Below are 26,769 nucleotides of genomic sequence, written 5' to 3' on the forward strand. Positions count from 1 at the left end.
GGGATGATCCGTTGGCTGCGTGGGGAAAGTGCTACGGCCCGTCCGCCGCTGGTCGGACTCGATCGGCTCGATTGGGCGCGGATGCGGGCGAACGACGGTCACGACGCCGGTGATATCCCGGAGTTGCTCTCAAGGCTCGCCTCGGCCCACGAGGGCAAGCCGCGCCGCTGGGCCGGTGCGCTCCTGGACGTCGTCCTGCACGGCCATTCCGGCCTGTACATGGAGCCGGCCGAGCACGTCCTGCCGTTCCTGATCGCGTTGTGCGGCTCTGCGAGCGAGGACGTAGCGGAAGCAGCCATCGAGGTGCTGTTGGAGATCGCCGACAGCAGCGCCTTCCACTCCCCGTCACGGCGGCCCTACGACAGCCACGAGCTCGCCGCGTTCGAGGCCCGGGTCCAGGCCGTCCTCACCGCTGGCGTACCCACCTACCGGCTGCTGAGTTCTTCGCGGCCCCCGCTGCGGGCATCCGCCCAAGAGCTGCTCGACATTGTGGAAGCCCACGAGCAATAGCCCTCGACCAGTCCACGAACCATGCCAGCCGAACATCGGCGACCACGGGCAGGGCATCCAAGATCGACTACATGCCGTGACATCACACCTGGCCGTACCTGGGGAATTCCCAACTGGCCGCTGACAGTGTGGCCCAGCCGTCTCACTCGGATGGACAGTGACCACCGCCGTCAACAGGTCATGCCAGAGTCGAAGTCCAACTCTTTGCGCGGATGCTCTCGCGGGACCACCATCTAGAGCTCGAACAAGGCCCCAATAGCACTTTGATCGGGACTGTAAAACCAACGGTGTAACTCCTGATCTTGGAGCAGCGCCTGATGTCTGATGTGATGATGGGCGGGACCGATACTGGCCTGGTGGAGGTCGAGAACGTGAAGCAGTCTGGGGTCGGCGGTGTGGATGCCGATCTGGTGGACCGTCTGGTGGAGCAGGCCCGGGCCACGGGCTTGCAGTTGACCGGCGAGGGTGGGCTGCTGCAGCAGCTGACCAAGCGGGTTCTGGAGTCCGCGCTTGAGGGTGAGATCACCGACCACCTCGGCTATGACAAGCACGACCCGGCGGGCAGGAACGGTGGCAACTCGCGCAATGGCGTGCGTGGAAGATGGTGCTGACCGAGGTCGGCCCGGTGGAGATCTCGGTCCCGCGTGACCGTGAAGGCAGCTTCGAGCCGCAGATCGTCAAGAAGCGCCAACGAAGGTTGTCCGGTGTCGAGGACATGGTGATCTCGTTGTCCGCGAAGGGATTGACGACCGGGGAGATCTCCGCTCACCTGGCTGAGGTCTATGGCGCTGAGGTGTCGCGGCAGACGATCTCCACGATCACCGACAAGGTCGTCGAGGGCATGGCCGAGTGGCAGAACCGGCCTCTCGACCCGGTCTATCCGGTGATCTTCCTGGACGCGATCCACGTGAAGATCCGTGAGGGAAGGTCGCCAACCGGCCCATCTATGTGGCATTGGCGGTCACGGTCGACGGCACCCGCGACATTCTCGGCTTGTGGGCCGGTGACGGCGGTGAGGGTGCGAAGTTCTGGCTCCAGATCCTCACCGAGCTGCGCAACCGGGGCGTGGCCGACGTGTGCATGGTCGTCTGCGACGGCCTGAAAGGCCTGCCGGACGCGATCGGGCAGACCTGGCCGCTCACCGTGACGCAGACGTGCGTGATCTACCTTTGGGCGGGGTAGCGGTGTGCCCCGTGTTCGTCGAATTTCACACGATAGCTCCAAGGGGTGATGGTCCCATGATACGGGGCCATCACCCTCGTATTTGGATCAATTCAATTCGACAATCAAGGTGCACGAATCAACAATGTGGGCTGGTTGTCGGTGGTCAGGCACTTGTTGCGTTCCGCCCCAACCAGCTCCACACGCCTAACGGTCAAACCCAACGCGTCACCGCAGCCCGCAACTACCAAGGCTCCCAGTAGATGCGCGACTTCACCGTCGCAGACATCCACACGTACTACGTCGTCGCGGGTAGCATGCCGGTGCTCGTGCACAACGATAATGCTTGTGCAGTTCCACTTGACGACGATGGGCTTCCAGTTGGTGGTCACACGTCAGGAACTGAGAAGGCCCCTGGAACTGGCGGGACGCCGAATTCAGTTCATACTCGAACGGGCCAGGCTGGAACCCCGGTCCAGAACACTATCTACGACGCAGATGGCAACGCAGTTGGTCACTGTGATTTCAAGTTCCATGGAACCGGCGGACCGCACGGACACGTTCTCGACCCGCCGGGTAACCTCGGCTCGGGGCACGGCCCAGGAGCAGAACATATTCCGGGCGACGAACTTCCGCCAGGCTGGGACCTGACACCGTGACCTGGCATCGTGAAGAGGGGTTGTAGTGGCGATGATCGAAGTTGGTGAAGCATCAGCGTTCGTTGACAGATTTCTCGGATTCGAGGATGCTCTCGTCACCGAAATGCGGCTCCACCTGCCAGTATTGCCCGCCAGTGAACGCGCCCTGGTAGTCGATATTCAGGCGATGGACACGACGCGCAAGAGCGAGGGACTGCCGGGAACCCGCTTGTATGAATGGTGCCTTGTTCGCCTGACGATCGGTGGCATATTGGAGTATCGCCTTGCTCAGCGTGAGAGGTACTTCAATACAGTCCTGTCGGACGGATTGCATCTACTATGCGATGAAGGGCGCTGGATTTTGGACCTCGATCCTAGCCCGGATGAATGGTCTGTTAAGCAACTATTGAGGTCTGAGCAGTATGTGATTGGCTCTTCGTGTGAGTACGAGGTACTCGATATTCCGACTCCCTGACAGTTGGTTTATGATTCGGCTCGTCGAGGCGCGGACCATCGCTTTGACGAGTCGAATCACACTTTCAACTCTAGAAAGACAACAGTCACGATGAGTGACGGGTTGTGTGGCACCGGCCGTCGCTGGGCTTGTGCAGTTCCGCTTGGAGACGATGGGCTTCCAGTTGGTAGTCGCACGTCAGGGGCCGGAAAGCCGGTGGAAGCGCGACAGGACGCAGCGCCGTGCGCGCGTCGCCCGTGCGACACGTGGTCCATAGGCGCGCCGAAGGATGCTCGCGCGAGGGAGAAGCCCATCACGCGAGCCCCCGTGGCATCGACATATTCGGAATTGTGTAGGTCGTGGCCCGGTCATCAGATGCTCGCTGTGGTCCACCATGGTTCATGGGTCGGGGCTCATGAAAGCGCTGGTAGTTCCGGACTTTCGCTGTTCACCGCGGCAGGCCCCGACTCCCTCTCCACTTCAACGCCAAGTAGCCATCGCGAGTTGTTCGCCCGGGCACGGTGCCGCTCGCCGCACCGTGCCCCGCAGCGGCGGTTTCCCGGACACTCCGACGGCGACACTGTCCGAAGTCTGTCAGTCCACACCACCCCAGGCGCCCGCCGCCCGCCCCGGACGCACGTCACCCCCGGGGACAAATAGAAGCGATCCGGGCCATGTCGGCCCCCAGGTAGCCACTGGCGCACCCAGGCACGACCCACCCACGCGGGGACGCAAGGGTTGATCTTCGTCAATCATGTCTAGGATCACGCCATGAACCTGGAACGCTCATGGGCGTCCCTGCAACAAGTCATCGAGTCCCAGAAATTCGCCGACACCAAGGCCGGAGCGATCCTGGCGGCGGACGGCCTCCTGGGTGGGTTCGTGCTCGCGGCGATGCTGCCACCGAACTCCCTCAGCGCGTCTCCGGTGCGGTTCGTGCTGCTCAGCGGCACGCTGGCGGTGGTGCTCGCCAGCATCGGCTACTGCCTGCGCACGTTGATCCCCCGGATCGAGGGCGGTGTGCCGGACTCCCTGCTGTACTTCCGCCACGTCGCCCGCGCGTTCCGGTACGACCAGCACGGGTTCACCCGGAGGTACCGGGAACTGATGAGCGATCCCGAGCTGATCGGCGCGGAGATCGCCCAGCAGTTCTGGGCTAACTGCCTGATCGCCCAACAGAAGTTCGCCGCGACGGCGCGCGCGATCAGACTGCTGGCGGCGGCCCTCGTCCTCGCCGGCACCGCCCTGGTGGCAGGTGGACTCGGATGGTGACCGGGGACGGATCGCTGTCCGTCGAATCCCGTCAGCTGCTCCGTGACGCCGGGGTCCGGGTCCGGTATCCGCGCAACACCGCCCTGTTCCACGAGGGCTCACCGTCCACCCACGTCCTGCTGCTGGAGACCGGGGACGTGAAGGTGACCAGCTCCTCGCCAACCGGTTACGTCTGCCTGCTCGCCATCCGGGGGCCCGGCGAGATCGTCGGGGAGTTCGGGGCCGCCGACGGCAAACCCCGGGCGGCGTCGGTCACCACGATCACGCCGGTCACGGCGTTCTCGGTGTCGGCGGACCGGTTCCGTGAGCTGCTCACACTGCCGGGCGTCGCGTTGGAACTGCTGCGGCTCGTCTCCGAGCGGGTCCGGGAGTCCGACCGCCGCCGGCTCGAGTTCGGGGCCTATCCGGCCGCTGAACGGATCATCCGGGTCCTGTTGGACCTGGCCGGCCGTCACCAGAGCCTGACGGTGACGACCTACCAGCACGACCTCGCCGGCGCCGCCGGCACCTCCCGTGAGTCGGTCGCCCGTACGGTCCGTGACCTTCGGCGACTGGGCGCGATCACCACCCACCACGGCCAGATCTCGATCTCGCATGTGGACGTGCTGCGCAAACTCATCGACCACTGAGCTCGACTCTCACCGTGTGTCACCTGACATACCAGGCTGGCCGCGTGCGGGATACACCTGTGCCACGACCACGGCGACCGCAGGAAGGTGACCTATGGAACTCATGCCGACCGCAGCAGGAATCGCGGCTCTCGACATCGAGGGTTACGGCCGACGAACAGAGACTGAGCAGGCAAGACTGCGCACCGCGATGTACCGGGCCACCGAGGCGGCCGTCACCGGGGCGGGGATGGACTGGGACGCGTGCGTGGCCCTCGACCGGGGTGACAGCATCATTCTGCTGTGCCCGCCGAGCGTCTCGCCGGTCCTGCTCGTCCAGGGGTTCCAGCAGCAGCTGCTGCTCGCGCTCCGTGAGCACGCCGCCGACCCGGACGCGCCGGCCATGAGGATGCGGCTCGCGTTGCACGTCGGCTTCGTCAGCGCCGACCCGCAGGGCTGGGTCGGCAACGCGATCAACGCGGCCTGCCGGCTGGTCGACCTGCCGAGCCTGCGCCGGGTGCTCGCCCAGGCCACCGCCTCCCCGCTCGCGGCGATCCTGTCGGACTCGCTGCACGAGGCCACGGTCGCCCAGCACCACGGCGGGCTGGACGCCGGCGCCTACCACCCGGTGCCGGTCGTGACGAAGGAACTGCGGACGACGGGCTGGGTCACCGTGCCCGGCTACCGGGTGCCGCCGGGCCTCACGGACCCGCCGGCGCCGCCCGACGCCCCGGCCGCCGGCGTCGCACCGACCGGTCCGGCGGCCCACTACGCCTCTGAGGGAGCCATGTTCAACGGACCTGTCACGATCAACGACACCGGTGTGCTGATCGGCCGGGACCAGTACCAGGGTGGTGTCCGGTGACCGACGAGACCCTGACGCCGACCGCCCCGGAGGCCGACCAGGTTCCGCGCGACGTCCAGGCCGCCGCGAAGGACCTGGAGTCCGGCGCGCACACCCCGGGCAGCGTCAGCATCACCAACCGGATGCGCCGGTCGGCCGGTGCCATGTTCAACGGCAGCGTGGACATCGACGGCGGGACACTGATCGGCCGCGACCAGCACAACTACTCCGTGCACCTCGGGGCGGAGGTGAGCCTGAAGCTGCTGCCGGTGGCCGCCTCCGAGGTCGACCTGCTGCGGCAGACCTTCCTGCCGCCGACCGGATACGACCGGCTGCTCACGATCGCCCGGAGCCGCCGGCTGCTGATCCTGCAGGCGCCTCCGGGCCACGGCCGGGCCACGACGGCGCTGCGGTTGCTGTGGGACCTGGGCGTGCGGGACCTGCACCGGGTGGCGCCGGGAGGGGACCTCAGCCAGCTGCGCCGGGACCAGATCCGGGCCGGATCCGGGTACCTGCTCGCCGATGTCTCCGATGCCGACGCCAAAGGGCTGCAGGGCGACCTGCTCCGGGGGATCGACGCGATGCTGGAGGCGGCCGACGCCCGGATGGTGCTCACCGTGTCCGCGCACGCCGCGGTGTCGGCACCCGAGGTGCAGTCCCGGCTCGTTCCGCTCGGAGCGCCCGCCGACGGGTTGGACATCGTCCGCCAGCACCTCCGGGTCCGGGTCGGGCAGCAGGTGGCCGACGCCCTGCTCGCCGACCGCGCCGCGGTCCACGCCCTGCAGGAGCTGCTCCGCGACGACCGTGGTCTGGGGCGCGCCGCCCGCCTCGCGCTGATCTGCGTGGAGGAGCGGACCGACTCCGCACTCGTCGTCGACCGGATCCGGGAACGCGCCGCCCGGGAGGAGAGCGCGGACTTCGCCGCCTGGTTCGACGACCTGGCCGACATCCAGTTGCGGTGTCAGGCCATCTCGCTGGCCGCGTTCCACGGTCTGGCGTACGGGTCGATGGCCGCGCTGGCCGAGTCGTTGCGGAAGGCGGTGGAGCGCCCGAACCAGGTGACGGGGGCGGTGGCCGGCTCGTCGGGCGGGGCGATGGACCCGTTCGGCCGCAGCAGGGCCACCCGGATGAGGCTGCTGCGCGCGCGGATCACCCAGGGCAGCATCCCCACCCTGCACGGGGACGTGCCGACGGAGGTGGTCACCTACCTCAATCCGCGGTACCCGGGTGCTCTGCTCCAGCGGATCTGGCACGAGTACGACGGCCTGCGCACTCCGATGTTGGAGTGGCTGCGCAACGCCGGCGGGCATGCCGACGAGTCCGTCCGGATCTGGGCCGCCGAGGCCGTCGGGCTGCTCGCGCACTTCGACTTCTCCTGGGTGCTGCGGTCCGTGATCACGCCGTGGGCCGCCAGCAGGGACGCCCGGCGGCAGGAGGCCGCGGCGTTCGCCCTGGCCCTGCCGGCGGCCGTCGACTTCTACGACCAGGTGTCCAGCGTGCTGCAGTCGTGGAGCACCGAGGACGCGAAGACCGGGTTGCAGATCACGGCCGCCCGTGCCTACGGGGCGAGCGTCGGCCGGAAGGCCCCCGAGCAGGCGCTGCGTCAACTCGCGGCCCTGGTCCGCAACGACAACTTCGACGTGGCGCTGGCTGTGGGCCGCAGCCTCGCGGATCTCATCGACCACCAGCGGTCCCTTGCGCCGCAAGTACTGTCCACATTGGACCGATGGGCCAGGGGTGGGAGTCAGCAGCAGCTCAACGCCGCGCAGCTGGCGTTCCTGATCGTCGCGGGGGAGACGGTCACCACCGACGACGAGGCGACCCCGTGGCCGTTGCTGCTCCGCCTCGCCGACGAGGACGACACGCTGCGCGGCACCGTCGCCGGTCTGTGGCGGACCGCCCTGAACGGCACCGTTCTCAACCGGCCCGCCCGGGCCGTGCTCGGCGAGTGGGCGGCCGCCGTGGAGCGGTACCCCAGGCCGCGCGCGGCGTTCGGTCGGCTCTGCTGGTCCATCGCCGCGGATCCGCGGTCGGCCGCGCTGGCGGTGCGTACCAAGAAGATTCTCTTCGTTCTCGCCGACTCCTGGTCGGGGGACGCCTCCGGCACCCGCGGGCAGGCACCCCGCGCCGCCGCCGCCCTGCGCGCGAACCTCTCCTGAAAGGACCACCCACCATGACCAACCCGCAGCCGGATCCTCGCCGGGCGCCCGCTCTGGCACCCCTCATCGTGTACCGCGAGGACCTGACCCAGCCCGGTTCCACCGGCGGCCGGCGGCCGATGGACCAGGCCGCCACCGCCGTCTACGCCAAGCGTGACAACACCTTTGTGCCCCTGGGGCGGTCCCTCCGGCCGATGGAACACACGTTCTCCGGCTACAAGGTCCGCTGCGACGTGAGCCTCGCCGAGCACGAGTTCAACAACGTGGACATCAGCTCGGCACTGCACAGCGCGAACGACGCGCTCACGTTCACCGGGAGGATCAGCTTCGGTTTCCGGGTGCACAACCCGGTGGAGATCGTCAGACGCGACATCACCGACGGGTACGAACGGGTGCTGTCCCGGCTCCGGGACCGGCTCGTGATGATCAGCAGCCGGTACACGATCGAGGAGTACGCGCAGGCCCAGCAGGACATGAACCGGACGCTGGGCGGCAGCCCCCTGGTACTCGACGAGGGCATCACGATCTACCGCTTCTTCGCGCACATCGTCCGGGACGCCACCACCCTCGAAGCCGCGAAGATGGCGGATGCCGCGCTCCGCCAGGTGGTCGTCGTGAAAGCGGAGCACGTGCTCAACACGACGACGCAGAGCAACAAGCACGCCCTCGAACAACAGGAGATGACGGCGGTCGGCCAGGCCCTCCAGGGCGACTACGGGCCACTGAGGCTGATCCTGGCCCGGAACCCCGACAACGTGCTCGGCATCATCAGTGCGCTGTCGGAGAGCCGCCAGGCCAGCGCGCAACAGCGGCTCGACGTGCTCAAGCACATGATGGACAACAACCTCATGCAGGACGTGGACATCGCCGAGTACCGCGAGCAGCTGGTCGCCCAGGTGATGGCCGCCGGCCGGGGGACGACCATCGGCCTGGACGCCGCGCTCGGCGGAGCCACCCAGCACGCGGCGCTGCCGCCGGCACCGGTGCCGGCACCGGCCGGCGGGCACAGGGTCGTGGAGTCCGTGCTGGTCGACTCCGGATCGACCGGCACGGCGGGGCAGGCCGCCGCCCACCCGGCCGCTCCCGCGGGTGCGCGCGGCGACAACGTGGTGGGCAGCCGGCCCCGGCGTGGCGCCCAACCGACCGCGCCCGACGGGTCGCAGCGATGACGCGGCAGGACGAGCGCGGACCCCGGCAGCCGGGGGTGATCCACCGGCTGGTCGACGGCGTGTGGTCGATCGTGCCGCGGGTGTGGAGCGTGCTGCGGGCCCCCGCGGAGGACGGCGAGGCCCGCGACGACGACCGTCGCGAACCGGTCGGGCCGCGTGGCCGCACCACCCGGGACCGGAGCCATGACGGGTACGGCCAGCGCGGCGACCTCGGTGGAGACCCTGACCGCGAACGCGGGTACACCCATCGGGACGGGCACCGCGGCGGCTACACCCAGGGCGCCCCGTATCCCCGCCCCGACCGGGACCGCGACGGTGGCAAGCGCCGGGACCGACCCCACGATGACCGGGACCACCGCCCGGGTCGGGTCGGGCGGGTCGACGGATTCCGCGAGCCGCCCGCCCGTGGCTCGGCGCCCGCGCCGCGCGTCGAACAGTTCCCCGACACCGGTCGGTCCCCCGGCCGCCCCGGCCCCTGGGGCGACGGGCAACCGGTACGGCCCGGGCACCAGGGCGGACAGCCGCCCGGCCCGGCCGTGTCCCCGGGGCCCGGCCCGGACGCACCGCGCCCACGTCCGTCGCGGAACCTGGACCCGCCGGTACTCGGCGAGGAGTCCCCGCTGGCGCGCGCGGCGTGGCGCCTGCCCCTCGAGCCGTCCCAGCCGGGGATCTCCGCCGACGAGGGTCTGCTGGGCGATGTGACGGTGCGGGCGGCCTCGGTCGTGGGGCCGGGGCACCGGCACAGTGAGGCGACCAAGCCGCGGCAGGACGCGTACCGGATCGGCCGGACCGAGGACGGCAGGTACCTCATCGCCGCCGTCGCCGACGGCATGTCCGACAGCGCCCGGGCCGACCTCGGCGCGACGGTCGCGGCCACCACCGCCGTGTCCTACCTCCGTACCCGGCTGGCCCAGGTCGACCACCTGTCGGAGCTGGACCCCGACGAGGTGTTCACGTACGTCGCGGGTGCCATGGTGCAACAGGCGAAGGCCCGCCACCTGTCCGAGGGCGACATCCGTACGACCCTCGTCGTCGCGGTCGTGCCCGCCACGGCCGGCAGGGACGGCGGCCGCGTCGTCTGGCTGGCCGCGGTCGGCGACTCGGCGGTGTGGCTCCGTCAGGGTGACGAGTGGGAGCTGGCGGCCGGCGACGCCAAGTCCACCGACGGTGACAACAGCGTCGCCTGTTACCTGCCGCACCGACCCAGCGGAGCGGACCACGTGGTGGCCACGTTCGCCGTGGGCTCGGTGCTGGCGCTGCTCACCGACGGCGTCGCCGACGCGTTCCACAAGTTTCCCGGCGCCGAGCGGTACTTCGCCGAGAGGTGGTCGCGTCCGGTACCCGCGACGGCGGTGCTGATCGACGTCAACTACGAGGCGCGCACGGCCCAGGACGACCGGACCGCCGTGGTCCTGTGGCTCGGCGAGCGCCCGGTCCTGGCGAAGGAGCCCCCGCGATGACCAGCCCGTTTCCGGCCATCGTGGAGAAGTCGGCCCTCGGTCCGCTGGCGGAGTCGATCACCGGGGCGAACGCCGGTGGAGAGAGCCTCGCGATCCGGCCCCTGGTGACCCACCCGGAGCTCTACGCGAAGTTGTACAACCCGCAGAGGCTCGTCCGGGCGGACATCGGCACCCTCGACCGGCTGGTCGCCTTCCCCGACACGTTGACCGTGACGGACCGGACCCGGCTCCGACGGCGGACCTCCTGGCCGGTGTCCCGGATCGTGGAGCGCGGCGTCACGGTCGGGGTGCTGATCCCGCGCGCGCCACAGGAGCTGATCACCCAGGTCAAGTCCCGGGTCAGCGACAAGATCGAGGTCCGGCGGGTCGACATGGACCTGCTCGCCCAGCCCGACGCGTACCTGTTGGGCCGCGGGCTGCCGCCCCAGGGGCTGCACGGCCGGCTCGCCATCGCCCGGCGGCTCGCCTCGATCGGGGCGATCCTGGAGCGCGGCGGGATCGTGTACGCGGACTGGTCCTACACCAACGCGTTCTGGGGGCCGAAGGACCAGTCGGCGTTCCTGATCGACCTGGACTGCTGCTCGTTCGGACCCCGGGGGCACGTGTTGACCCCCGGGTTCGAGGACCCGTTGACGCCCAAGGGTGTCCCGGTGGACAACGCCACGGACCGGTACCGGCTCGCGCTGCTCGTCAGCCGGTGCGTGACGGGCTGCCGGACGCTGCCGGACGTGCTCGGCGCGCTGCTGAAACCGCCGTCGGAGGCGTTCGCCCCGGCGTACGACACCCTGCGGGGCATTCTGCTGGCGACCGACCGGCGGCGCCGGACCAGCCTGACCGAACTGTGCCGCGCGTTGTCGGCCGCCGGGTCCGGGCAGAGGGTCAGCCCCCCGACGTCGGGGTCGCGCACACGCCGCCCGGCGCAGGCCCCGGCGTCCGGCGGCGCGCCCCCCGACAACGTGACCGGCTGGCGCCCCCGGAACCCCCCGCCGGCCCGGCCGGCTCCACCGCCGCCCGCCCGACCGGCGCCGCCGCCACCGCGGGTCCGCCTGCCGCCACCCCCCGCGCCCGCACCGGTCTTTCCGCTCAGGCGCCCGTCACAGTCCGGGCGGACGCCCACGCCGCCGGCTCCGGCGGCCCCCGCACCGCAGCGGCCGACCACGCCCCGTACCGGCGCGGCCGCGTCGCAGGCCACCACCAAGACGTCGTTCCTGAGCCGGCTCCGTCGGTTCTTCAGCGGCTGAGTACCCGAGAGGACCCACCGATGACCGACCCGTCTCCCACGATCCACTCCGACTGCCTGCCGACCTACATCGTCCTCGACACGTCCGGCTCGATGGGCAAGCACGAGCAGCTACTGAACGACACCCTGGAGTACGTGATCGAGTCCGTGGCCAACAGTCCACGGGTCGCGGAGTTCGCGCACATCTCCATCATCAGTTTCAACGACGACGCGCACGTGGTCGTCTCCATGACCGACGTGCAGAAGCTGGCGATGATCCCCGAGGTGAAGTGTGACGGGCTGACCGAGTACGGCAAGGCGTTCCGCCTGATCAAGAATCAGATCAACATCGACGTTCCCGCGCTGCGCGCCCAGGGCCGGGGTGTGCTGAGGCCGACGGTCTTCATGCTCACCGACGGCGGTCCCAGCGACAAGAACTGGGAGCAGGACTTCGCGGACCTGACCGACCGGCAGTGGCCCCGGCACCCGCACGTGGTCACCTTCGGGTTCGGGACGGCGCCGGCCGCCATCATCGGCAGGATCGCGACGAAGAAGGCGTTCATCGCCCAGGACGTCCTGGGCGGCAGCACCGCGATCACGACGTTCCTCGGCGAGCTGCTCAACACGCTGGTGAAGAGCAGTGAGCGCGGCCAGGTGGAGCTGCCCGCCGAGGTCGCGAACTTCAAGACGATCGTGCTGCCCCACGAGCACGTCGACTAGCGGTACGCGTCCGTGACCGCGGGCCGGTGAGCACCGGTCGAGGTCTCGCGGCCGCGCGTACCGGCGGGTCCCGGCGCCCGTCGGTACGCCGCCGGGAGCCCGGGCGGGTCAGCCCGGTCGCCGCACCGGCCGGGCGATCGTCGGATCCACCCCCGGCGCGCTCACCACCCCGGGCTTCGCGGAGTCCAACCGCAACCGGACCAGCCCGGTCCCGTCGTTCCCGAGGAGCGTGCCGTCGCCCTCCCAGGCCACCTCGTAGCTGCGCGGGTACACCACCACCGGCTCGGGCGTGTCCCACACGGTCGTCAGGTCGAACACGGCGGTGTGGGACGCCCCCGCGGTATTGGGCGCGAGGTACTCCGTCGCGAGGTAACGGCCGTCGGGGGACACCGGCCGGTCCCGGACCGGGTTGACACCGGTGCCACAGACCGATTTCACGGTGCGCAGCCCGTCCAGCGGGTCGAGCAGCACCAGACACCTGCCGGGCCGGACCGCGAGGAACTTCCCGTCCGGGGTGGGCGCGAGCACCGTGGTCTGGTCGCCGACCTGCCCGGGCGTGGACGTGTAGGCACCCCGGGCCGGGACCCAGATGTCGTGCCACTCCATGCCGCCGTTGTTGGGCCGCCCCAGGTAGACGGCGTCCCCGGTGTACGCGAGCGGGCCGCCCTCGGCCGGCGCCGGTGTCGAGTGTTCGACGACCAGCTTTCCGCCGCTCAGGGTGCCGGTCGACAGCAGCCCGGCGGCGCGCCAGGCCACCCGCCGGCCGTCGGGCGCGACGACGACGTAGGAGATGTCGGCGGGGAGGGGGACGCGCTCCAGGGTGGACCGTACCCAGAAGGAGGGTTCCGGGAGTCCGTAGTCGCCGAGGGTGAGCCAGCCGTCGGTGACCTTGACGACGTGGGCGGGGGTCTTCGGGAGCACGATGCCCCGCTTCTCCGCCGACCACAGGGAGATGTCCCCGTCGCCGCGGGGGAGCAGCACCAGGTCGAGGCGGGGCGAGTCGGTCGACGGCGGGGTCGGGCTGACGGTGGGGGCCGGGTCGGCGGGCGGCAGCGGTACGTGCCGGGAGCCGGCCCGGGTCGCCGCGAACACCCCGCCGGCGGCGAGAACCAGCACGGCGGCGCCGACGGCGAGCGCGCGGCGGCGGCGGACGGTCCGGGCGGCCCCGATCGCCCGGTCGGCACGGCCCTGGGTTCCGGGGGCTGTGGGTGGGACCGCCACCTGGCGGTTGAGTGAGCGGCGCAGGTCGTCCTCGGTCGGGGTCATCGGTCCATTCCTTCCGGGATGCGCGTGCCGAGCTGGACCCGCAGGGTGCCCAGGGCGCGGGAGGCCTGGCTCTTCACGGTGCCCACGCTGACCCCGAGCAGCCGGGCGGTCTCTGCCTCGGACTGGTCCTCGTAGTAGCGCAGCACCAGGACCGCGCGCTGCCGGGCGGGCAGCCGGCGGACCTGCTGCCACAGTTCGTCGCGGACCACGAGGGCGTCGAGGCCGTCCGGGCCGGGGGTGTCGGGCAGGTCCGCCGTCGGCCGCTCGCCGGTCCACCGGCGGCGCCACCAGCTGGTCGCCGTGTTCACCAGGACCTTGCGGGTGTACGCCTCCACCGCCCCGATCTCCCCGAGCCGGCGCCACGCGAGATACGTCTTGGTCAGCGCCGTCTGGAGCAGGTCCTCGGCCCGGTGCCAGTCGCCGACCAGGAGGTACGCGGTCCGCAGCAGCGCCGGGGACCGGGCCGCGACGAAGTCACGGAAGTCCTGTTCGTTCATCGAACCCTCTCTCGCATGGGTGTCCTGCGGTGGGACGCGCTGGCACCCCGGAAAGGTTGGCATCCGGGCTGGTCGAATGGGTGGCGGCCCGCCGGGAACGGGTCAGCCCAGTTCGATCCAGTAACGTCGCACCCGGTGGCCGAGCGCGTTGACGCGGATGCCCTCGAGGACGCCGCCGTTGCGTTCGATGGTGCGGGCCGAGGCGAGGTTGTCCGCGAGGCAGGGGATGAGGACGCGGTCCAGGCCGAGGGTGACGCGGGCCTGCTCGAGCATCTCGCCCAGGGCCCAGCTGGCCAGGCCCCGGCGGCGCGCCGACGGACGCACGCCGTAGCCGATCCGGCCGACCGTGTCGTCGAAGTGGTGCCGCAGGGCGATTCCGCCGAGGACCTGCCCGTTCTCGACGATCCACCGGGGTGAGCCGTGCGGCCCGTCCGGGCAGGGCGATCCGGCCGGGTGGTCGCCGCGGGTCCGGGCGTGGATCCAGGCGGCGAACCCGGCGGGGGAGTCCACGTCGTCGTCGACGGACAGGCCGAAGCCGTCCTCGTGGTCGACGCCGCGGCCCCAGTCGTCGCGGCAGTCCAGGAAGGCGGTGTGCAGGCGGGTGGTGGGCGGGATCAGCTCAGGCATGCGGCCAAGGTAGCCGCGCGTCGACAGCCGGACGAGCCCCTTCCGCCCGACCGCGATCACCTCCAGAGCCCGACTCCGCCCCGAAAACCCCAACACCATTCAGGGGAGTACGGGTCGGCACTCCCAGCCGCTTCCCTGCGGTCCTGGGGTGTTCTGCCGGCGACCTGGGCGCGGTGGAGCGCGAGCTTTCCGCGTCCTCGTCTGTGATCTGCGTCACCGGGTAGCCGGCGGGGGCGCGCCCGCCGTGTCGGCTTGACTTGTGCGTACACATGTTCGAGTATTTCGGGGTGGAGATGACGACGACGGCGCACTGGTGGAACGGCAAGCGGGCGGAGTTCGAGCGGGCGGAGGTGTTCGTCCGGTTCAACCCCTCCGGCGGCCGCTACGAGGTGCAGGTGACCGTCGCCGGGCAGAACAGGCTGGTGGAGTGCCTGGCCCGGGAGCGCGCCGACAACCTCGCGACGCTGCTCACCGCGGGCCCCGGCTGGGTCCGGCTGGACGACCCCGGCCCCGCCGCGCGGCCCGTCCGCCCGGAAGGGGCGGCCCGGTTGGCCGCGACCGGCGCGGTCGGCGTCTGACCCGGTGGCCGTCGCCGACAAATCGTCCGGATGACCAAAAGTTTTATGTAGGCGTGACCCTGGAGGCCGGGCTGCTTCGTGTCAGCCCGACTTTTAGTCGATAACCTGTAGGCATGAGTAAGAGACCGCTGGCGAAAATCATGGTCGCCGTGGACCTGGTGATCCTGACCGTGCGCGAGGGGCAGTTCCAGGTGCTGCTGATCGAGCGCGACAACGAGCCCTTCCGGGGGATGTCCGCGTTGCCCGGCGGGTTCATCCGCCCCGGCGAGAGTCCGGACGTCGCGGCGGTCCGGGAGCTGGAGGAGGAGGCCGGGCTCTCCGGGCTGCACCTGGAACAGCTCCGCGCCTACGGCGAACCCGACCGGGACCCGCGCGGACACATTCTGTCCGTGGCCTACCTGGCGATCCTGCCCAACCTGCCCGAACCCGTCGCGGGCAGTGACGCGGCGGGTGCCGTCTGGGCGTCGGTGGACCGTGCGCTCGCCGGGAGCCCGCTGGTGGCGTTCGACCACCGGACGATCCTCGCCGACGCCGTCGAGCGGGCGCGGACCAAGCTCGAACGCACGACGCTGGCGACCCGGTTCTGCCCGGACGTGTTCACCATCGGGGAACTCCGCCAGGTGTACGAGGTGGTGTGGGGGGCCGAGTACATCGACCCGCGCAACTTCCACCGCAAGGTCGTCGGCGCGGAGGGTTTCGTCGAGCCGACCGGGGAGAAGCGGTCCCTGGAGACCGGCCGCCCCGCCAGCTTGTACCGCCGCGGCACCGAAGAGATCCGTGACCTGTACCCACCCATGCTCCGGCACTAGCGAGCCGCTCCGACGGATCAGCGGGCGCCGCGCGGTTCCGCCGGGGGCGGCGGCACGGCATGGCGGGGGATCGGCGGGTTCAGGGTGCCGGCGGGGCCCCGGCGGAAGGTGCCGCCGGGCCCGCCGCAGCGTTCGACGAACCCGGGTGCCCCGGTGACGCCGATCCGGAACCGGTCCGGGTCGAGCGCCGCGTCCCAGACGGTCTCGTAGACCCGGCGCAGGTCCCGCAGCGTGAACACGGGCGGGCAGAAGCTGGCCGCGATCGTCGAGAACTGCAACGTGTCGCGCACGTGCCGCAGCGCGTCCCCGATCATCAGCCGGTGGTCGAACGCCACCGGTCGGGTTCCGTCGACCACCTCGGCCACCGGGACCCACCGGGCGGCGGCCGCGTCGCTCCCGGCGGTCGGCGCGGCCACGTCCGGGGAGAAGGCCACGAAGCACACGCTGATCATCCGGCCGCGCGGGTCCCGGCCGGCCGCGCCGTAGACGGAGAGCCGCTCCAGGCGCAGCGGTCGCGCCTCGAGGCGGGTCTCCTCCCGCAGTTCCCGTTCCGCCGCGACGTCCGGGCACTCGCCGGCCTCGACGAACCCGCCGGGGAGCGCGAGGGCGCCCCGGAACGGCGCCTTGGCCCGCTCGACCATCAGCACCTGGACGATGTCGTCGAGCAGGGTCAGGACGGCGAGGTCCACGGTGAGGGCGACCCGGGGGCGGCCGGCGGTGCTGGTCATGACACCACGTTATCTTTTCGTCACACTGACATCAAGTACCCTTCGAGAATTTGATGTCATGTTGACGAGAACGTGTCCGCATCGCTAGGGTGACGCTGACGGGAAGGTGGTCGCCCGACGGCGGGGGCGGACGCCCCGTGGACCGGTCGCCGGGGAGGGGCGTGGGGAGACGCCGCCCCGATGATCGCTGAGCGTGACTTTCCCCCTCTGTGAAAGTGAACGCCGCCGCAGTATCGTACATAGACGGGCATGACTCAGGAACTGCCCGCCGGGCCTGTCGGGAGAGGGCCCGTTCTCTGACCCCTACGCCCTTGGGTCGCGCGTCGTGGGCGGTGCGACCCGCGCACAGTCCTGGGCTGCCCTGTCTTCTAGTAGGAGGCCAGCGGATGCGTGACACCACCGACGACGAGGTCGTCCTTGCTGCCCGGGACGACGTCCTGATAGACGTGACCGATCTGCCCCTGCCCGAACTGATGGCCGCGGGGAACACGGTGCTGGCGAACGCGCTGCGACGGGTCCTGCGGGAGCTGGAGAGCCCGGTCGACGTCAGCGCGGGTTTCCAGAGCCATCAGCGATGAGCGAGCCGGCACCGGACACCGTGGACCGTGGACCGCCGGTGGGCTGGCGGCCCACGCCGTTCGGGGAATTTGTGCTGAAGGTGCACCAGCACTGCAATCTCGCCTGTGACTACTGTTATGTGTACACAATGGCAGATCAGTCCTGGCGGGACCGGCCGGCGGTGATGTCCGAGCCGGTGTGGACCGCCGCCGTGCACCGTGTCGCGGAACACGCCGCCACCCACGGGCTCGCCGAGGCGACAGTGGTCCTGCACGGCGGCGAACCCCTGATGGCGGGCACGGCCCACCTGGTCCGGCTGACGGACGCCCTCCGCCGGGCGGTGCCGTCCAGCACCCGCCTCGGCGTCTCCCTCCAGACCAACGGGGTGCTCCTCACCGAACCCATCCTGCGCGCGTTGGCCGACGCGGGCGTGCGCGTCGGCGTCAGCCTGGACGGCCCCGGCCCCGACAACGACCGGCACCGCCGGCACCTCGACGGCCGGGGCAGTGCCGAGGAGGTCCGCCGGGCCGTGGGACTGCTGTCGACGCCCCGCTACCGGCCACTGTTCACCGGCCTGCTGTGCACCATCGACCTGGCTACCGATCCGGTCGCCTGCTACGAGGCGCTGTTGGAGTCCACCCCGCCGGCAGTCGACTTCCTGCTTCCCCACACGAACTGGTCCGCCCCGCCCCCGCCGGGCGCGCGCTACGGCCACTGGCTGGCGCGGGTCTTCGACCGGTGGTACGGCGCGGCCCACCAGGAGACGGCGGTCCGGTTCTTCGAGGAGATCATCAATCTGGTACTGGGCGGGGACAGCCGCTCCGAGCAGGTCGGCCTGAGCCCGGCGAACATGGTCGTGATCGAGACCGACGGCGCGATCGAACAGGTCGACTCCCTGAAGTCCGCCTATCCGGGCGCCGCCGCCACCGGCCTGTCCGTGCTGACCGACCCGCTCGACGACGCCCTCCGCCACCCCGGCGTGATCGCCCGCCAGATCGGGCTGGCCGCGCTGTGCGCGGAGTGCCTCGCGTGCCCGGTGCACCAGGTGTGCGGCGCGGGGCACTACGCGCACCGGTACCGGGCCGGCACCGGCTTCCGCAACCCCTCGGCGTACTGCGCGGACCTGCTGTTCCTCATCCGGCACATCCAGCGCCGGCTCGGAACCGACCTGGCCGCGCGGTCCCCGGGGGGCACGGCATGATCGCCCGGCACCGGATCTCGCCGCAGGCCTTCGCGGCCCTGCCCTCCGGCGGGAACGACACGCACGTCGTCGAGGCGCTGCGCGATGTGGCCCTCAGTGAGAACCTTCTCCTGCTCCGCTTCCTCGCGCTCTCCAACCCGGGCGTGTCCCCGGCGGCGGTCGAGGTCCTGACTGAGGCGCAGCGGACCGCACCGGCCGTCGTGGCGCACCTGTTCGCCCGGCCCTGGACCGGGGCCTGGTTGGCCCGATGCTCACGACGGCTGCGGGGGACCGTGCGGATGTCCGGCCCCGTGCACGCCGATCTGGCCCACCTCGGCGCCCTCGCGGCGGTTGCGGCGTTCCGCAGCAGGTTCGACACCGATGTCGAGTCGAGTGTGCGCGGCGGGCTCGTCGTACTGCCCGACCTCGGCGCGGTCGCTGTCGAGGCACCCGAGTTCAGCCCGGCCCGGATCGCGGTCCGGGGCGAGCAGATCACCGTGACCACCGTCGACGACAAGCTGACCGTCCCCCGCGACCTGGGGAAGGAAGCGGGGCGCTGGTACCCGCTCCGCCGGCTGCGCGCGGACTGCGACGGCCGTGCGTTGACCGTCGACCTGGACGACCTGGACCCGTTCCGGGCCTGCCACGGCCATCCCGTCTCGGACCGGATCAGTCCTGGGGAGTTCGACCGGTGGCAGGGGCTGCTCGAGGAGGCCTGGCTGCTCCTCGTGCGCCATGTGCCCTGGCGCGCTGACGAGGTGGCCGCCGGCGTCTCGTCCCTCGTGGCGTTGACCCGGTACTCGGAGGGGCCGGTACTGAGCGCCACCAGCAGGGACGCCTTCGGCGGGCTCGGCATCACCCGCCCCGACGACGCGGTGGGCCTGGCCGCGACCCTCGTCCACGAGTTGCAACACTCGAAGCTCTACAGCCTGCTCCGGGTCGTCCCGCTGTACGGGGCGACCGGCTCCCAGCTGTATTTTTCTCCGTGGCGCCGCGACGCCCGTCCGCTGAAGGGCCTGTACCAGGGGGTGTACGCCTTTCTCGGCGTAGCCGACGTACTGGGCCGGCTCCGGTCGACGCCGCAGGCCGGCGCGACGGTCACCCAGGAGTTCGCCGACGTCGGGGAGCAACTCGCCCATGCCATGGACTCCCTCGAGGACTGCGGGCACCTCACCGCGGCCGGAACGTTGTTCCTGAACCGGATGCGCACGACGCTCGACCGTCTCGCGGACCCCCCGTTGCCCGCCGACGTCGTCCGGCGCGCGCGCGACACGTTGCTCGAGAACCAGGCCCGCTGGCGGTTGGCCAATCCCGAGGTGGCGTCACGACACCGGTGACCGCGTCAGATCGACGGGGCCTCGATGTCGCACTCGGCCCGCTTCTCCTGCCGCGCCTGCGACGTCTCCGGGTGGTCCGGGCCGAGGAGGACGCTCAGCTTGGCCACCGCCTCGGCGTGCAGTTCCTCGCCGGCCTCGACATCGCCGGTGGCCTGCATGTCCAGCGCCGCGTTGACCTGCAGAGCCAACGTGTACGGATGGTCCCCGCCCCGCAGCCGGGTGGCGGTCTCCAGGTTGGCCGTGCTGAGTACCCGTGCCGCGTCCAGCTTGTGGTCGTTCGCCAGGTTGTTGGCGACGCTGTTCGCGGCGCACAACGTGAACGGGTTCATCGCGCCCAGTACGTCGATCATGGTCTTGTGGGTCTTCTCGTCCCGCTGCCGGGCCCCGCGGCGGTCACTGGTCGCGCGCAGGATGATCCCCAGATTGACGGCGGCCATCAGCGTCAACGGGTGATCCGGGCTGAGAACCCTGCCGTAGGCGTCCACCGTCTCCGTGGCCAGGCTGAGCGCCTCCTGGAACCGGGACACCGCCCGCAGGGCGTTCGCGTAGCTGATCGCCGCGGCGAGCGCGTTCTGGTTGTCGGGTCCGAAGTGGGCGTGGTAGGAGTGGTACAGATCCCGCGCCTTGCGGACCGCCTCCTCGTGCCGCCCGGTCTTGCGCAGGCACATGACCTCCGTGCGGGTCGCCAGCAGGACGTCGTTGTGGTTCGCGGTCAGTAGCGCGCGGTGCGTGGGCAGGACCGCACTCTGGATCTTCAGCGCCTCGTCGTACCGGCCCAGCCGGTAGAGGTCCCGGGCCAGTCTGCTCACCGACCACAGGGTGCTCGCGTCGTTCGGCCCGAGGGTCTCCCGCTTGAAGCGCAGGGTCTCCGCGTCGATCTCGTAGGCGCCCTCGAAGTCGCCCAGTGCCTGTTTCGCCGCGGCGACGTTGGTCTTCGCGTTCAGGACGACCCGGTGGGTGTCGTCCCGGTAGACCCTGCGCGCCCGTTCGAAGTTCTCCAGGTCGCGCTCCAGCGAGGTGCGGAAGTCGCCCTCGATCCGCAGGCTGAAGCCGATGCCCAGACCGACGTCGACGGTGTGCTCGTGGTCCTCGCCGAACTCGGGACTGGTCCGGAGCCGTTCGAAGGTGTCCTCGAGAAGCTGGCTGGCCTGTTCGTGCGAACCGAGCTGCCGCAGGGCGTTGGCGAGGTGCCGGTTGGCGAGGAGGGTGTCGATGTGGTCCGCCCCGAGGCCGCCTTCGGCCTCCGGCGCCGACCAGCGCACGGTGGCCTGCTCGGCGAGCTCGCGGCTGGCCCGGTAGTCGCCGGTCACGTAGAGGTAGCGCATCTGGTCGAGGACGACCTGGCGGGCGTCCTTCCACGGCGCGCCGATGAGGTCGGCGGGTCCGATGTGCGGCCCGATCTCGGCGTGCGCCTGCCAGGTCCGGTCCTCGTCGGGGGAACCGGGATTGGCGGCGGCCAGGATGCGGCGGACGTTGGCCAGTGCGGAATCCTGGCGGTCGCCGCGCAGCTCGGTGCGCAGCACCATCTGGACGAGGCGGTGGACCTGGAGTCGCTGGCGTCTCGTGTCGACCCTGGCCAGGCTGTGGTGACCCAGCTCGCGGATCGCCCGGCCCATCTGGATCTCGTCGTTGAGGGCCGAGGCGAGCGGTTCGGTCACGTGCGCGCCCCGTCCGGCGCGCAGGGAGCCGGCCGAGATGGGGTCTGGGCTGAGATAGGCGAACAGTTCGAGGAGCTGTCCGGCCGCCGGCACGTTGCCGGCCCGGAGCTTCTCGAGCGCCACGCTGAGGATCGCCGACATCGTGGTCGGGTAGTCGGAGGACTTCTCCTGCATCAGCTCGTGGAGCCGGGCCTCGAGGAGTTCGACGTACCGGCCGACGGGCATGCCGGTGTTGCGGAGCCAGCCGGCGGCCTGGGCGAGCGCGAGGGGGAGGTCACCCAGGCGCTGGGCCAGCAGGTCGGCCTCCTCCTGGGTGATGCCCGTACTGCGCTTGCCGACGAGTTCGATGCTCTCCGCGCGGTCGAAGACGGTGACCTCGATGCCCTTGTAGACGTCGGCCCACTCCCGGTTGCGGGAGGTGATGATGACGTGCCCGCCGGCCGAGGGCAGCAGTTCGCGGATGTCGCTGTGCTCGTCGGCGTTGTCGTAGACCAGCAGCCACCGGCGTGGGGACGTGGCCAGCGCGTCGAGGACCGACTTGGCGGTCAGGTGCATGTCCTCGTTGGGTTGCAGGGCCAGCTTGTCGCCCAGCATCGCCAGGGACGCCCGGATCATCGACGGCTGCTCCGCGGGGATCCACCAGACGAGGTCGTAGGAGTCGGTGTGCTGGTAGACGTACTCTGCGGCGATCTGGGTCTTGCCGACCCCGCCCATGCCGTAGAGCGCCTGTGGCACGACGGCGGCCTTCGAGTAGTTCACCAACTGCTGCCGCAGATCGGAGATCATCGTGTCCCGACCGGTGAAGTCCATGTTCCGGGAGGGGACGCCTCCGCGAATCGGATCCTGACTCTCCACAGTCTGGGTAGATGTGATGACAGTCGTGCGGTTCACTACATCATCTCCCGACTGCTGCGAGCCGGCACCCGACGGGGCTGTCTCGATCTCGACACTTATGTCCGTATTGCTATCAAATAGTACTGTGGAATGCTGGGACTCGCCCAAGATTGCGCCTTGTGGAGCCTCGATGTGCAAAGTGATGCACAGCCTGCGGAGGGTTGACGGCTCGAGCCCCGCGGCGAGTCCGACAGAGACCATCCACCCGTGCATGTCCTCGGAGAGGTGTGGATTCTCCGTGCCGTGCGCCAGTCGGTCGATCCACATCAGGAACGGGGGCAGGCCGCCGCGCGCGGCGACGGAGAGCTCGGCCCTTTTGATGACGGCCAGGGTGTCGAACCAGTCCGGGGGCTCGCCCTCGGAGGGGGCGCCGATCCGGTCGTGGAAAGAATCCCGCAGCAGGGTGAGATCGACGGCGCCGATCAGGCCGGCGAGTGCGCGGCGCGCGTCCGAGGCCAGGATCAGCGGATCCAGTTCCTCCAGGAGCTGGTCGGCCTCGGCGACGGCGGAGTGCTCCTGGTTCAACTCCCGGACGACCTTGAAGAGGGCGTCCAGGGTGGCGCGGTCCTCGCAGCAGGCGTCCAGCAGGAAGAGGAGCGCCCACTTGGGGGACGAGTGGGACTTCACCGTCAGCGGTCGACCGAGGCTGGCCTGAAGATAGCTGATGTGGAACTGCCGAATTTCAGGATCGTGCAGATCCTTGATCTTGAAAAGGGCGTCCCCCAGCTTCGTCTTCAACTCATTGGAAATTTTCACGACACCCGTGTCCGCCCGTTGTCGTGATCCCCGGCAGTGAAATCACGGATTGGTAACGAGTGTCCGCGCGAGTGAGGTGTCGGCTGGCCGTCAGTGCTGGCGTCGGAATGCCGACACGGCGGACTGGACGGTGGGGTGGTGGTGGGCCGCAGGCATTCCCCGACTGGCGGACGGACGGGGAACTCCGGTGTGATCATCCTTGGGCGCCGTTCCCGAAAAAAAGGGGGACTGTGCGTAGGGTATCCACGATATCGCAGGCTGTCGATGACCGGGACCCCCTCGCAGATGCTGATTCTTCACACACAAAGGAAACTGCCCACCCCTGTGGGGGAGGACAGTTCCCGCGGTCCCATCAGACACCACAATGGACTCTGTTGTCACCCCTCTGAATGGGCGTCGTTCGGCCACAGTTCCTCGATCAACAGAACGGCTCTCGTCGATGCCAACGATTCCTCCGGCACGATCATGCGCAGGGCCTGCAGAAGTCCCGCTTTTCCCGCACGGTGCTGGGCGCAGGAGCGCACGATCGACATGGTGTGGATCAGTGGCCGGGGATTGTGCGCGACGGCCAGGGAGATTCCGCGCGGGAGGGCCGAGACGAACGCGCGGCGGTCGCCCTCGTCGCGGATCTGCTCGATGTCGAGGAGTGCGTCGACGATCAGCCGGAGACTCTCGTGCGACAGGTCCGCGCCCGCCGCCCGGACCGGTGCCGGTGCCGAGGGGCCCGGGAAAGGGTGGCACGCCGCGAGCAGGGCGCGGACGTAGGCGGCGGCGGTGAGTGCGGCGTACGGGTGCCAGAGGTCGTTCTTCAGGGCGTGGTCGCAGTAGTCGGCGATGCCGCGGACGGCGTACCACTGGGCGGAGCGCAGGGCGGCGCCGACGGCGATGCCGGAGGATTCCATCTCCACGGCGCGGATGCCGTGCCGGGCGGCGAGCGCGTCGCGGCGGACGACGTCGCGCAGTAGGCGGTCGGCGCTGCCGATGGCGCCCCGGTGCACGCGGGGCAGGCCCGGGGTGCGGCCGTACGCGCCGTCGTCGGGGTGCGGTACCACCCGGCCGGCGTGCAGCAGGACGTCGGTGTCGGCCGGTGGGCGGGCGAACCGGGCGGGCAGGGTGCCGCCGGCCAGCCACGGCTCCCACGGGCGGGTGCCGCCGAGCTCGGCGGCCTGCAGTTCCCGGTCGGCGCGCAGCAGGTCGGTGGACAGGCCGCTGACCGCGCGGCGGAGGTGGTCGGTGCCGTTGACGGTACGGACGTGGTCGAAGTCGACGACGCCCTCGGTCGCCGAGATGACGTCACCCAGGCGGACGTGCCGGGCCGGCGCGCCGGGCGCGGGCACCCCGCCGGCGATCCCGGCCATCACCACGCACCGCACACTGGGGAAGCTGCGCAGCAGGTCCGCGCAGATCGCCGCCGCGTTGCGGGTGCCGTCCTCGGGGAGCACGGTGACGACCACCCGGTGCGGGCGGCCGGGGTCGGAGCTCGGCAGCGTACCCGTCTGGTAGTGGTTGCGGTCGTTGTCGATCCTGCGGGGCAGCAGGTCCTCGACCAGGAGACGCATCGCGGCGTACTCGACGGGGAGTGCCGTGACGATGCCGACGCTCGCTGTGGCCATGCCCCATTCTCCCCCCGGCGCGGGGTATTCACTCATGTCCGATCACCGACCTCGTCGACCTCCGAGCCGTTGACGATGTGCCCGACGAGGACGGCCACGCCCGCGAGTTCGGCGAGGGCCAGGGCGACCAGGGGTCCCGCGCCGCCGTCCAGCACCGCGTAGGCGAGCGGGGCGAGCAGTCCGGGCAGGCAGAACACGAGCAGGTTCGCCGCGAGCTGACCGACCTTGCGGGTCCGGGCCCGGCGGTCGGTCCGGTGCACGGTCTCCCAGGTGAGCACCTCGCCGTCGAGCAGCCGGGTCAGCTGGGGGGCGATCACCAGCGTGATGTGGGCCCGGATGGCCGACACCTTCTGGTCGTGGGCGACGAAGTTGATGCCCAGGACCAGGGCGAGGGGCGGCCACAGGAGCAGGAGCGCCAGGGAACGGACCTCCAGGACGGCGCCCCCGACCGCGACCATCGCGGCGACCGCGGCGGACACGAGGTTGTCGCGGGTGGCGATCCGCAGGCGCTGTTCCTCCTTCAGGTGCTCGTACTCGCAGATCAGCAGGGGGGCGGTCGTCGACATCGGGTGCACTCCTCTCAGGGCTGGCGCGGGCCGTCGAGCTGTCGCCGGTACAGGTCGGTGACGGAGGCGAGAGCCCAGTCGATGACCCTGACCCGGTGGGCCGAGCCGAGGTCGGCCAGGGTGCGCAGGTGGGCGGTGCCGAGGCCGGGACTGTCGGTGGCGGGCAGGTCCACCTCGATCAGGAGGCGCACCGCGGCCAGCGGCCGGCCGTTCACGACGCGCAGCCCGGCGTCCGACACCTGGGAGGTCGCCGACCGCAGCGCCTCGGCCAGCGCCCGGATCTCCGAAGGGGACAGTTTGGAGCGCGGCAGGGAGCGCGCGGCGATCAGGAGCCGGTGCAGGGCACGGCAGCGGACGCGGGCGGTCCGGTACATCCCGGTGGCCAGCCCCGCCAGCCGGGGGTGCTCCGACAGGGGCGGGGGAGGGCGCAGGCTTCCCGCCGGGTCGGGTTCGCCGAGCGGTGGCCGGGCGGCGGCCAGGACCACGGCGGCGGTCACCGCGTCCGCGCGGTCGCCCGTGTGCGCGTAGAGCACGGTGCGCGGCTCGTCGACCTCCAGGAGCAGGCGCATGCTCTCGGCGACCAGGGCCCGGTCGGTGACGGACTCGTGCGGCCGGGTGGTGAGGCGGACGACGGCCCGGTGCACCCCGGACGCCGCCCGGTCGATCCGGACCACCGCGTCGAGGACGTCGCGCCCGGCGGCCCGGAACGTCGAGGGGGACCGCCGGAGTTCGGCGTCGAGGATCGCGCGCACCCGGGCCAGCACCCGCGCGGCCCTGGCGCGGCGGCGGTGATGCCAGCCGACGCCGATCGCGACCAGCGCCACGACCACGGTTCCGAGCACCCACCAGCCCATCGCTCTCGCCTCCGACCTCTTGGGGGAGTCGCCGAATAATATCGTCACGTTGACGATAAGGCGTCGGGATGGTTATCGTCAAGGGGACGAATACCTCCCGGATGTCGGGGTTCCGTCAGGCCCCCGCGGAGGGGGTCCGCCCCCCGTGGCCGACGGTCGCCGCTCCCTGCGGGCCCGCGAAGATCGAATACACTCGGGGGTACCCGAACGAGGCGGTGACACCCATGGACAGGCACGAGCTGCGCGTGGACAAGCAGATCCGTGAGGCCGAGGAGCGCGGCGAGTTCGCGAACCTGCCCGGTGCCGGCAAGCCCATCCCCAACCTGGGCACCACGTACGACGAGAACTGGTGGGTCCGGGAGTACATGCGCCGCGAGAAGCTCAGCTTCGTCGGGCCGCCCGCGCTGGCCCTGCGCAAGGAGGCCGAGGACATCCTCGACACGGTCGCCAAGGAGTACTCGGAACGGGCCGTCCGCGGCATCGTCGCCGACCTCAACGCGCGCATCCTCGAGGTGCGCCGGGGCGCGGTGGAGGGGCCGTCGATCGTGGTGAACACCCTCGACGAGGACGAGGTCGTGGCCCGCTGGAAGGAACACCGGGCCGGCTGAGGGCGGCGGTCAGCGGCGGGCGGCGG

At 70.6% G+C, this 26,769-nt stretch carries 26 protein-coding genes and 1 pseudogene; 18 read left to right on the plus strand and 9 right to left on the minus strand.

Annotated features, from left to right (window positions below; all coding sequences use genetic code 11):
• Positions 1–3 precede the first annotated feature (3 nt).
• Together PT931_RS21265 and PT931_RS21270 are read left to right on the plus strand one after the other, a co-directional pair.
• Complete coding sequence (locus tag PT931_RS21265) at positions 4–510, plus strand: hypothetical protein (RefSeq protein ID WP_456247508.1); 507 nt, start codon at positions 4–6, stop codon at positions 508–510.
• Between the two features lie 329 nt (positions 511–839).
• Positions 840–1,680: pseudogene (locus PT931_RS21270) on the plus strand (IS256 family transposase); the annotation flags it as partial.
• Positions 1,681–1,796: 116 nt separating this feature from the next.
• On the opposite strand, the gene PT931_RS21275 reads toward PT931_RS21270, so the two are convergent.
• Positions 1,797–2,063 (minus strand): hypothetical protein, encoded by a 267-nt coding sequence (locus PT931_RS21275; RefSeq protein WP_456247610.1) that lies wholly within the window; start codon positions 2,061–2,063, stop codon positions 1,797–1,799.
• On the opposite strand from PT931_RS21275, the gene PT931_RS21280 reads away from it, so the two are divergent.
• From PT931_RS21280 to PT931_RS21325, 10 genes are all read left to right on the plus strand, one after another.
• Positions 1,989–2,330 carry a polymorphic toxin type 24 domain-containing protein gene (locus tag PT931_RS21280; RefSeq protein WP_456247608.1) on the plus strand — a complete coding sequence of 114 codons (342 nt, stop codon included), beginning with the start codon at positions 1,989–1,991 and terminating at the stop codon, positions 2,328–2,330. The two genes, PT931_RS21275 and PT931_RS21280, sit on opposite strands and share 75 nt — an antisense overlap.
• 25 nt (positions 2,331–2,355) lie before the next feature.
• The gene (locus PT931_RS21285) at positions 2,356–2,784 is read left to right on the plus strand and encodes a hypothetical protein (RefSeq protein ID WP_456247509.1); all 429 of its coding nucleotides are present in this window, start codon (positions 2,356–2,358) and stop codon (positions 2,782–2,784) included.
• A 750-nt stretch (positions 2,785–3,534) separates the two neighbouring features.
• Positions 3,535–4,035, plus strand: a complete 501-nt coding sequence (locus tag PT931_RS21290; RefSeq protein WP_456247510.1) for a Pycsar system effector family protein — start codon at positions 3,535–3,537, stop codon at positions 4,033–4,035.
• Entirely contained in the window at positions 4,032–4,664 is a 633-nt protein-coding gene (locus PT931_RS21295) for a Crp/Fnr family transcriptional regulator (protein ID WP_456247511.1), read from the plus strand. Before PT931_RS21290 ends, PT931_RS21295 begins: the two co-directional genes overlap by 4 nt.
• Positions 4,665–4,758: 94 nt before the next feature.
• A complete protein-coding gene (locus tag PT931_RS21300; protein WP_456247512.1) occupies positions 4,759–5,508 on the plus strand; it encodes a hypothetical protein in 750 nt (249 codons plus the stop codon).
• Positions 5,505–7,646: a hypothetical protein gene (locus PT931_RS21305; RefSeq protein ID WP_456247513.1), complete on the plus strand. Its 2,142-nt coding sequence runs from the start codon at positions 5,505–5,507 to the stop codon at positions 7,644–7,646. Before PT931_RS21300 ends, PT931_RS21305 begins: the two co-directional genes overlap by 4 nt.
• 14 nt (positions 7,647–7,660) lie before the next feature.
• Positions 7,661–8,815: a hypothetical protein gene (locus PT931_RS21310; RefSeq protein WP_456247514.1), complete on the plus strand. Its 1,155-nt coding sequence runs from the start codon at positions 7,661–7,663 to the stop codon at positions 8,813–8,815.
• Positions 8,812–10,275, plus strand: coding sequence for a protein phosphatase 2C domain-containing protein (locus PT931_RS21315; protein ID WP_456247515.1), 1,464 nt, complete (start codon positions 8,812–8,814; stop codon positions 10,273–10,275). Before PT931_RS21310 ends, PT931_RS21315 begins: the two co-directional genes overlap by 4 nt.
• The gene (locus tag PT931_RS21320) at positions 10,272–11,516 is read left to right on the plus strand and encodes a hypothetical protein (RefSeq protein WP_456247516.1); all 1,245 of its coding nucleotides are present in this window, start codon (positions 10,272–10,274) and stop codon (positions 11,514–11,516) included. The genes PT931_RS21315 and PT931_RS21320 overlap by 4 nt, the downstream gene beginning before the upstream one ends.
• Before the next feature lie 20 nt (positions 11,517–11,536).
• Positions 11,537–12,214, plus strand: a complete 678-nt coding sequence (locus PT931_RS21325; RefSeq protein ID WP_456247517.1) for a vWA domain-containing protein — start codon at positions 11,537–11,539, stop codon at positions 12,212–12,214.
• Positions 12,215–12,322: 108 nt separating this feature from the next.
• On the opposite strand, the gene PT931_RS21330 is transcribed toward PT931_RS21325, so the two are convergent.
• The 3 genes from PT931_RS21330 to PT931_RS21340 all read right to left on the minus strand — a co-directional run bounded on the left by PT931_RS21330 (position 12,323) and on the right by PT931_RS21340 (position 14,604).
• Positions 12,323–13,480, minus strand: coding sequence for a hypothetical protein (locus tag PT931_RS21330; protein WP_456247518.1), 1,158 nt, complete (start codon positions 13,478–13,480; stop codon positions 12,323–12,325).
• On the minus strand, positions 13,477–13,977 hold the full coding sequence (locus PT931_RS21335; protein WP_456247519.1) for a SigE family RNA polymerase sigma factor: 501 nt from the start codon (positions 13,975–13,977) through the stop codon (positions 13,477–13,479). Before PT931_RS21335 ends, PT931_RS21330 begins: the two co-directional genes overlap by 4 nt.
• A 102-nt stretch (positions 13,978–14,079) precedes the next feature.
• Positions 14,080–14,604, minus strand: a complete 525-nt coding sequence (locus PT931_RS21340; RefSeq protein WP_456247520.1) for a GNAT family N-acetyltransferase — start codon at positions 14,602–14,604, stop codon at positions 14,080–14,082.
• A gap of 269 nt (positions 14,605–14,873) precedes the next feature.
• Between PT931_RS21340 and PT931_RS21345 the strand changes: the two genes are divergently transcribed.
• Both PT931_RS21345 and PT931_RS21350 read left to right on the plus strand, forming a co-directional pair.
• On the plus strand, positions 14,874–15,182 hold the full coding sequence (locus PT931_RS21345) for a hypothetical protein (RefSeq protein ID WP_456247521.1): 309 nt from the start codon (positions 14,874–14,876) through the stop codon (positions 15,180–15,182).
• Between the two features lie 113 nt (positions 15,183–15,295).
• Positions 15,296–15,991, plus strand: coding sequence for an NUDIX hydrolase (locus tag PT931_RS21350; protein WP_456247522.1), 696 nt, complete (start codon positions 15,296–15,298; stop codon positions 15,989–15,991).
• 17 nt (positions 15,992–16,008) lie between these two features.
• Here the strand turns inward: PT931_RS21350 and PT931_RS21355 are convergent, their stop codons facing one another.
• Positions 16,009–16,719: an NUDIX domain-containing protein gene (locus tag PT931_RS21355; RefSeq protein WP_456247523.1), complete on the minus strand. Its 711-nt coding sequence runs from the start codon at positions 16,717–16,719 to the stop codon at positions 16,009–16,011.
• 386 nt (positions 16,720–17,105) lie between these two features.
• Here PT931_RS21355 and fxsA point away from each other — a divergent pair, with 386 nt between their 5' ends.
• The 3 genes from fxsA to PT931_RS21370 are packed head-to-tail and all read left to right on the plus strand — an operon-like array spanning position 17,106 to position 19,794.
• Positions 17,106–17,297, plus strand: coding sequence for an FxSxx-COOH cyclophane-containing RiPP peptide (gene fxsA / locus PT931_RS21360; RefSeq protein WP_456247524.1), 192 nt, complete (start codon positions 17,106–17,108; stop codon positions 17,295–17,297).
• On the plus strand, positions 17,294–18,478 hold the full coding sequence (locus tag PT931_RS21365) for an FxsB family cyclophane-forming radical SAM/SPASM peptide maturase (protein WP_456247525.1): 1,185 nt from the start codon (positions 17,294–17,296) through the stop codon (positions 18,476–18,478). Before fxsA ends, PT931_RS21365 begins: the two co-directional genes overlap by 4 nt.
• On the plus strand, positions 18,475–19,794 hold the full coding sequence (locus tag PT931_RS21370; RefSeq protein ID WP_456247526.1) for an HEXXH motif domain-containing protein: 1,320 nt from the start codon (positions 18,475–18,477) through the stop codon (positions 19,792–19,794). Before PT931_RS21365 ends, PT931_RS21370 begins: the two co-directional genes overlap by 4 nt.
• Before the next feature lie 5 nt (positions 19,795–19,799).
• Here the strand turns inward: PT931_RS21370 and fxsT are convergent, their stop codons facing one another.
• From fxsT to PT931_RS21390, 4 genes are all read right to left on the minus strand, one after another.
• The gene (gene fxsT, locus PT931_RS21375; RefSeq protein WP_456247527.1) at positions 19,800–23,102 is read right to left on the minus strand and encodes an FxSxx-COOH system tetratricopeptide repeat protein; all 3,303 of its coding nucleotides are present in this window, start codon (positions 23,100–23,102) and stop codon (positions 19,800–19,802) included.
• Between the two features lie 377 nt (positions 23,103–23,479).
• The gene (locus PT931_RS21380) at positions 23,480–24,715 is read right to left on the minus strand and encodes a phosphorylase family protein (protein ID WP_456247528.1); all 1,236 of its coding nucleotides are present in this window, start codon (positions 24,713–24,715) and stop codon (positions 23,480–23,482) included.
• Between the two features lie 32 nt (positions 24,716–24,747).
• Complete coding sequence (locus tag PT931_RS21385; RefSeq protein ID WP_456247529.1) at positions 24,748–25,281, minus strand: hypothetical protein; 534 nt, start codon at positions 25,279–25,281, stop codon at positions 24,748–24,750.
• A 14-nt stretch (positions 25,282–25,295) separates the two neighbouring features.
• The gene (locus PT931_RS21390; RefSeq protein ID WP_456247530.1) at positions 25,296–26,183 is read right to left on the minus strand and encodes a hypothetical protein; all 888 of its coding nucleotides are present in this window, start codon (positions 26,181–26,183) and stop codon (positions 25,296–25,298) included.
• Positions 26,184–26,359: 176 nt separating this feature from the next.
• On the opposite strand from PT931_RS21390, the gene PT931_RS21395 reads away from it, so the two are divergent.
• The gene (locus PT931_RS21395) at positions 26,360–26,743 is read left to right on the plus strand and encodes a DnaJ family domain-containing protein (RefSeq protein WP_456247531.1); all 384 of its coding nucleotides are present in this window, start codon (positions 26,360–26,362) and stop codon (positions 26,741–26,743) included.
• Positions 26,744–26,769: the final 26 nt, after the last annotated feature.

The organism is Longispora urticae (genome assembly GCF_053902585.1).

Bases quoted from the DNA above. Each gene is read 5' to 3' on its own strand.
- PT931_RS21395 (WP_456247531.1), top strand. From the start codon at position 26,360: ATGGACAGGCACGAGCTGCGCGTGGACAAGCAGATCCGTGAGGCCGAG.
- PT931_RS21345 (WP_456247521.1), top strand. From the start codon at position 14,874: ATGTTCGAGTATTTCGGGGTGGAGATGACGACGACGGCGCACTGGTGG.
- PT931_RS21315 (WP_456247515.1), top strand. From the start codon at position 8,812: ATGACGCGGCAGGACGAGCGCGGACCCCGGCAGCCGGGGGTGATCCAC.
- PT931_RS21370 (WP_456247526.1), top strand. From the start codon at position 18,475: ATGATCGCCCGGCACCGGATCTCGCCGCAGGCCTTCGCGGCCCTGCCC.
- PT931_RS21330 (WP_456247518.1), bottom strand. From the start codon at position 13,480: ATGACCCCGACCGAGGACGACCTGCGCCGCTCACTCAACCGCCAGGTG.
- PT931_RS21365 (WP_456247525.1), top strand. From the start codon at position 17,294: ATGAGCGAGCCGGCACCGGACACCGTGGACCGTGGACCGCCGGTGGGC.
- PT931_RS21350 (WP_456247522.1), top strand. From the start codon at position 15,296: ATGAGTAAGAGACCGCTGGCGAAAATCATGGTCGCCGTGGACCTGGTG.
- PT931_RS21380 (WP_456247528.1), bottom strand. From the start codon at position 24,715: ATGGCCACAGCGAGCGTCGGCATCGTCACGGCACTCCCCGTCGAGTAC.
- PT931_RS21320 (WP_456247516.1), top strand. From the start codon at position 10,272: ATGACCAGCCCGTTTCCGGCCATCGTGGAGAAGTCGGCCCTCGGTCCG.
- PT931_RS21325 (WP_456247517.1), top strand. From the start codon at position 11,537: ATGACCGACCCGTCTCCCACGATCCACTCCGACTGCCTGCCGACCTAC.
- PT931_RS21265 (WP_456247508.1), top strand. From the start codon at position 4: ATGATCCGTTGGCTGCGTGGGGAAAGTGCTACGGCCCGTCCGCCGCTG.
- fxsA (WP_456247524.1), top strand. From the start codon at position 17,106: ATGCGTGACACCACCGACGACGAGGTCGTCCTTGCTGCCCGGGACGAC.
- PT931_RS21280 (WP_456247608.1), top strand. From the start codon at position 1,989: ATGCCGGTGCTCGTGCACAACGATAATGCTTGTGCAGTTCCACTTGAC.
- PT931_RS21355 (WP_456247523.1), bottom strand. From the start codon at position 16,719: ATGACCAGCACCGCCGGCCGCCCCCGGGTCGCCCTCACCGTGGACCTC.
- PT931_RS21340 (WP_456247520.1), bottom strand. From the start codon at position 14,604: ATGCCTGAGCTGATCCCGCCCACCACCCGCCTGCACACCGCCTTCCTG.
- PT931_RS21385 (WP_456247529.1), bottom strand. From the start codon at position 25,281: ATGTCGACGACCGCCCCCCTGCTGATCTGCGAGTACGAGCACCTGAAG.
- PT931_RS21335 (WP_456247519.1), bottom strand. From the start codon at position 13,977: ATGAACGAACAGGACTTCCGTGACTTCGTCGCGGCCCGGTCCCCGGCG.
- PT931_RS21310 (WP_456247514.1), top strand. From the start codon at position 7,661: ATGACCAACCCGCAGCCGGATCCTCGCCGGGCGCCCGCTCTGGCACCC.
- PT931_RS21290 (WP_456247510.1), top strand. From the start codon at position 3,535: ATGAACCTGGAACGCTCATGGGCGTCCCTGCAACAAGTCATCGAGTCC.
- PT931_RS21300 (WP_456247512.1), top strand. From the start codon at position 4,759: ATGGAACTCATGCCGACCGCAGCAGGAATCGCGGCTCTCGACATCGAG.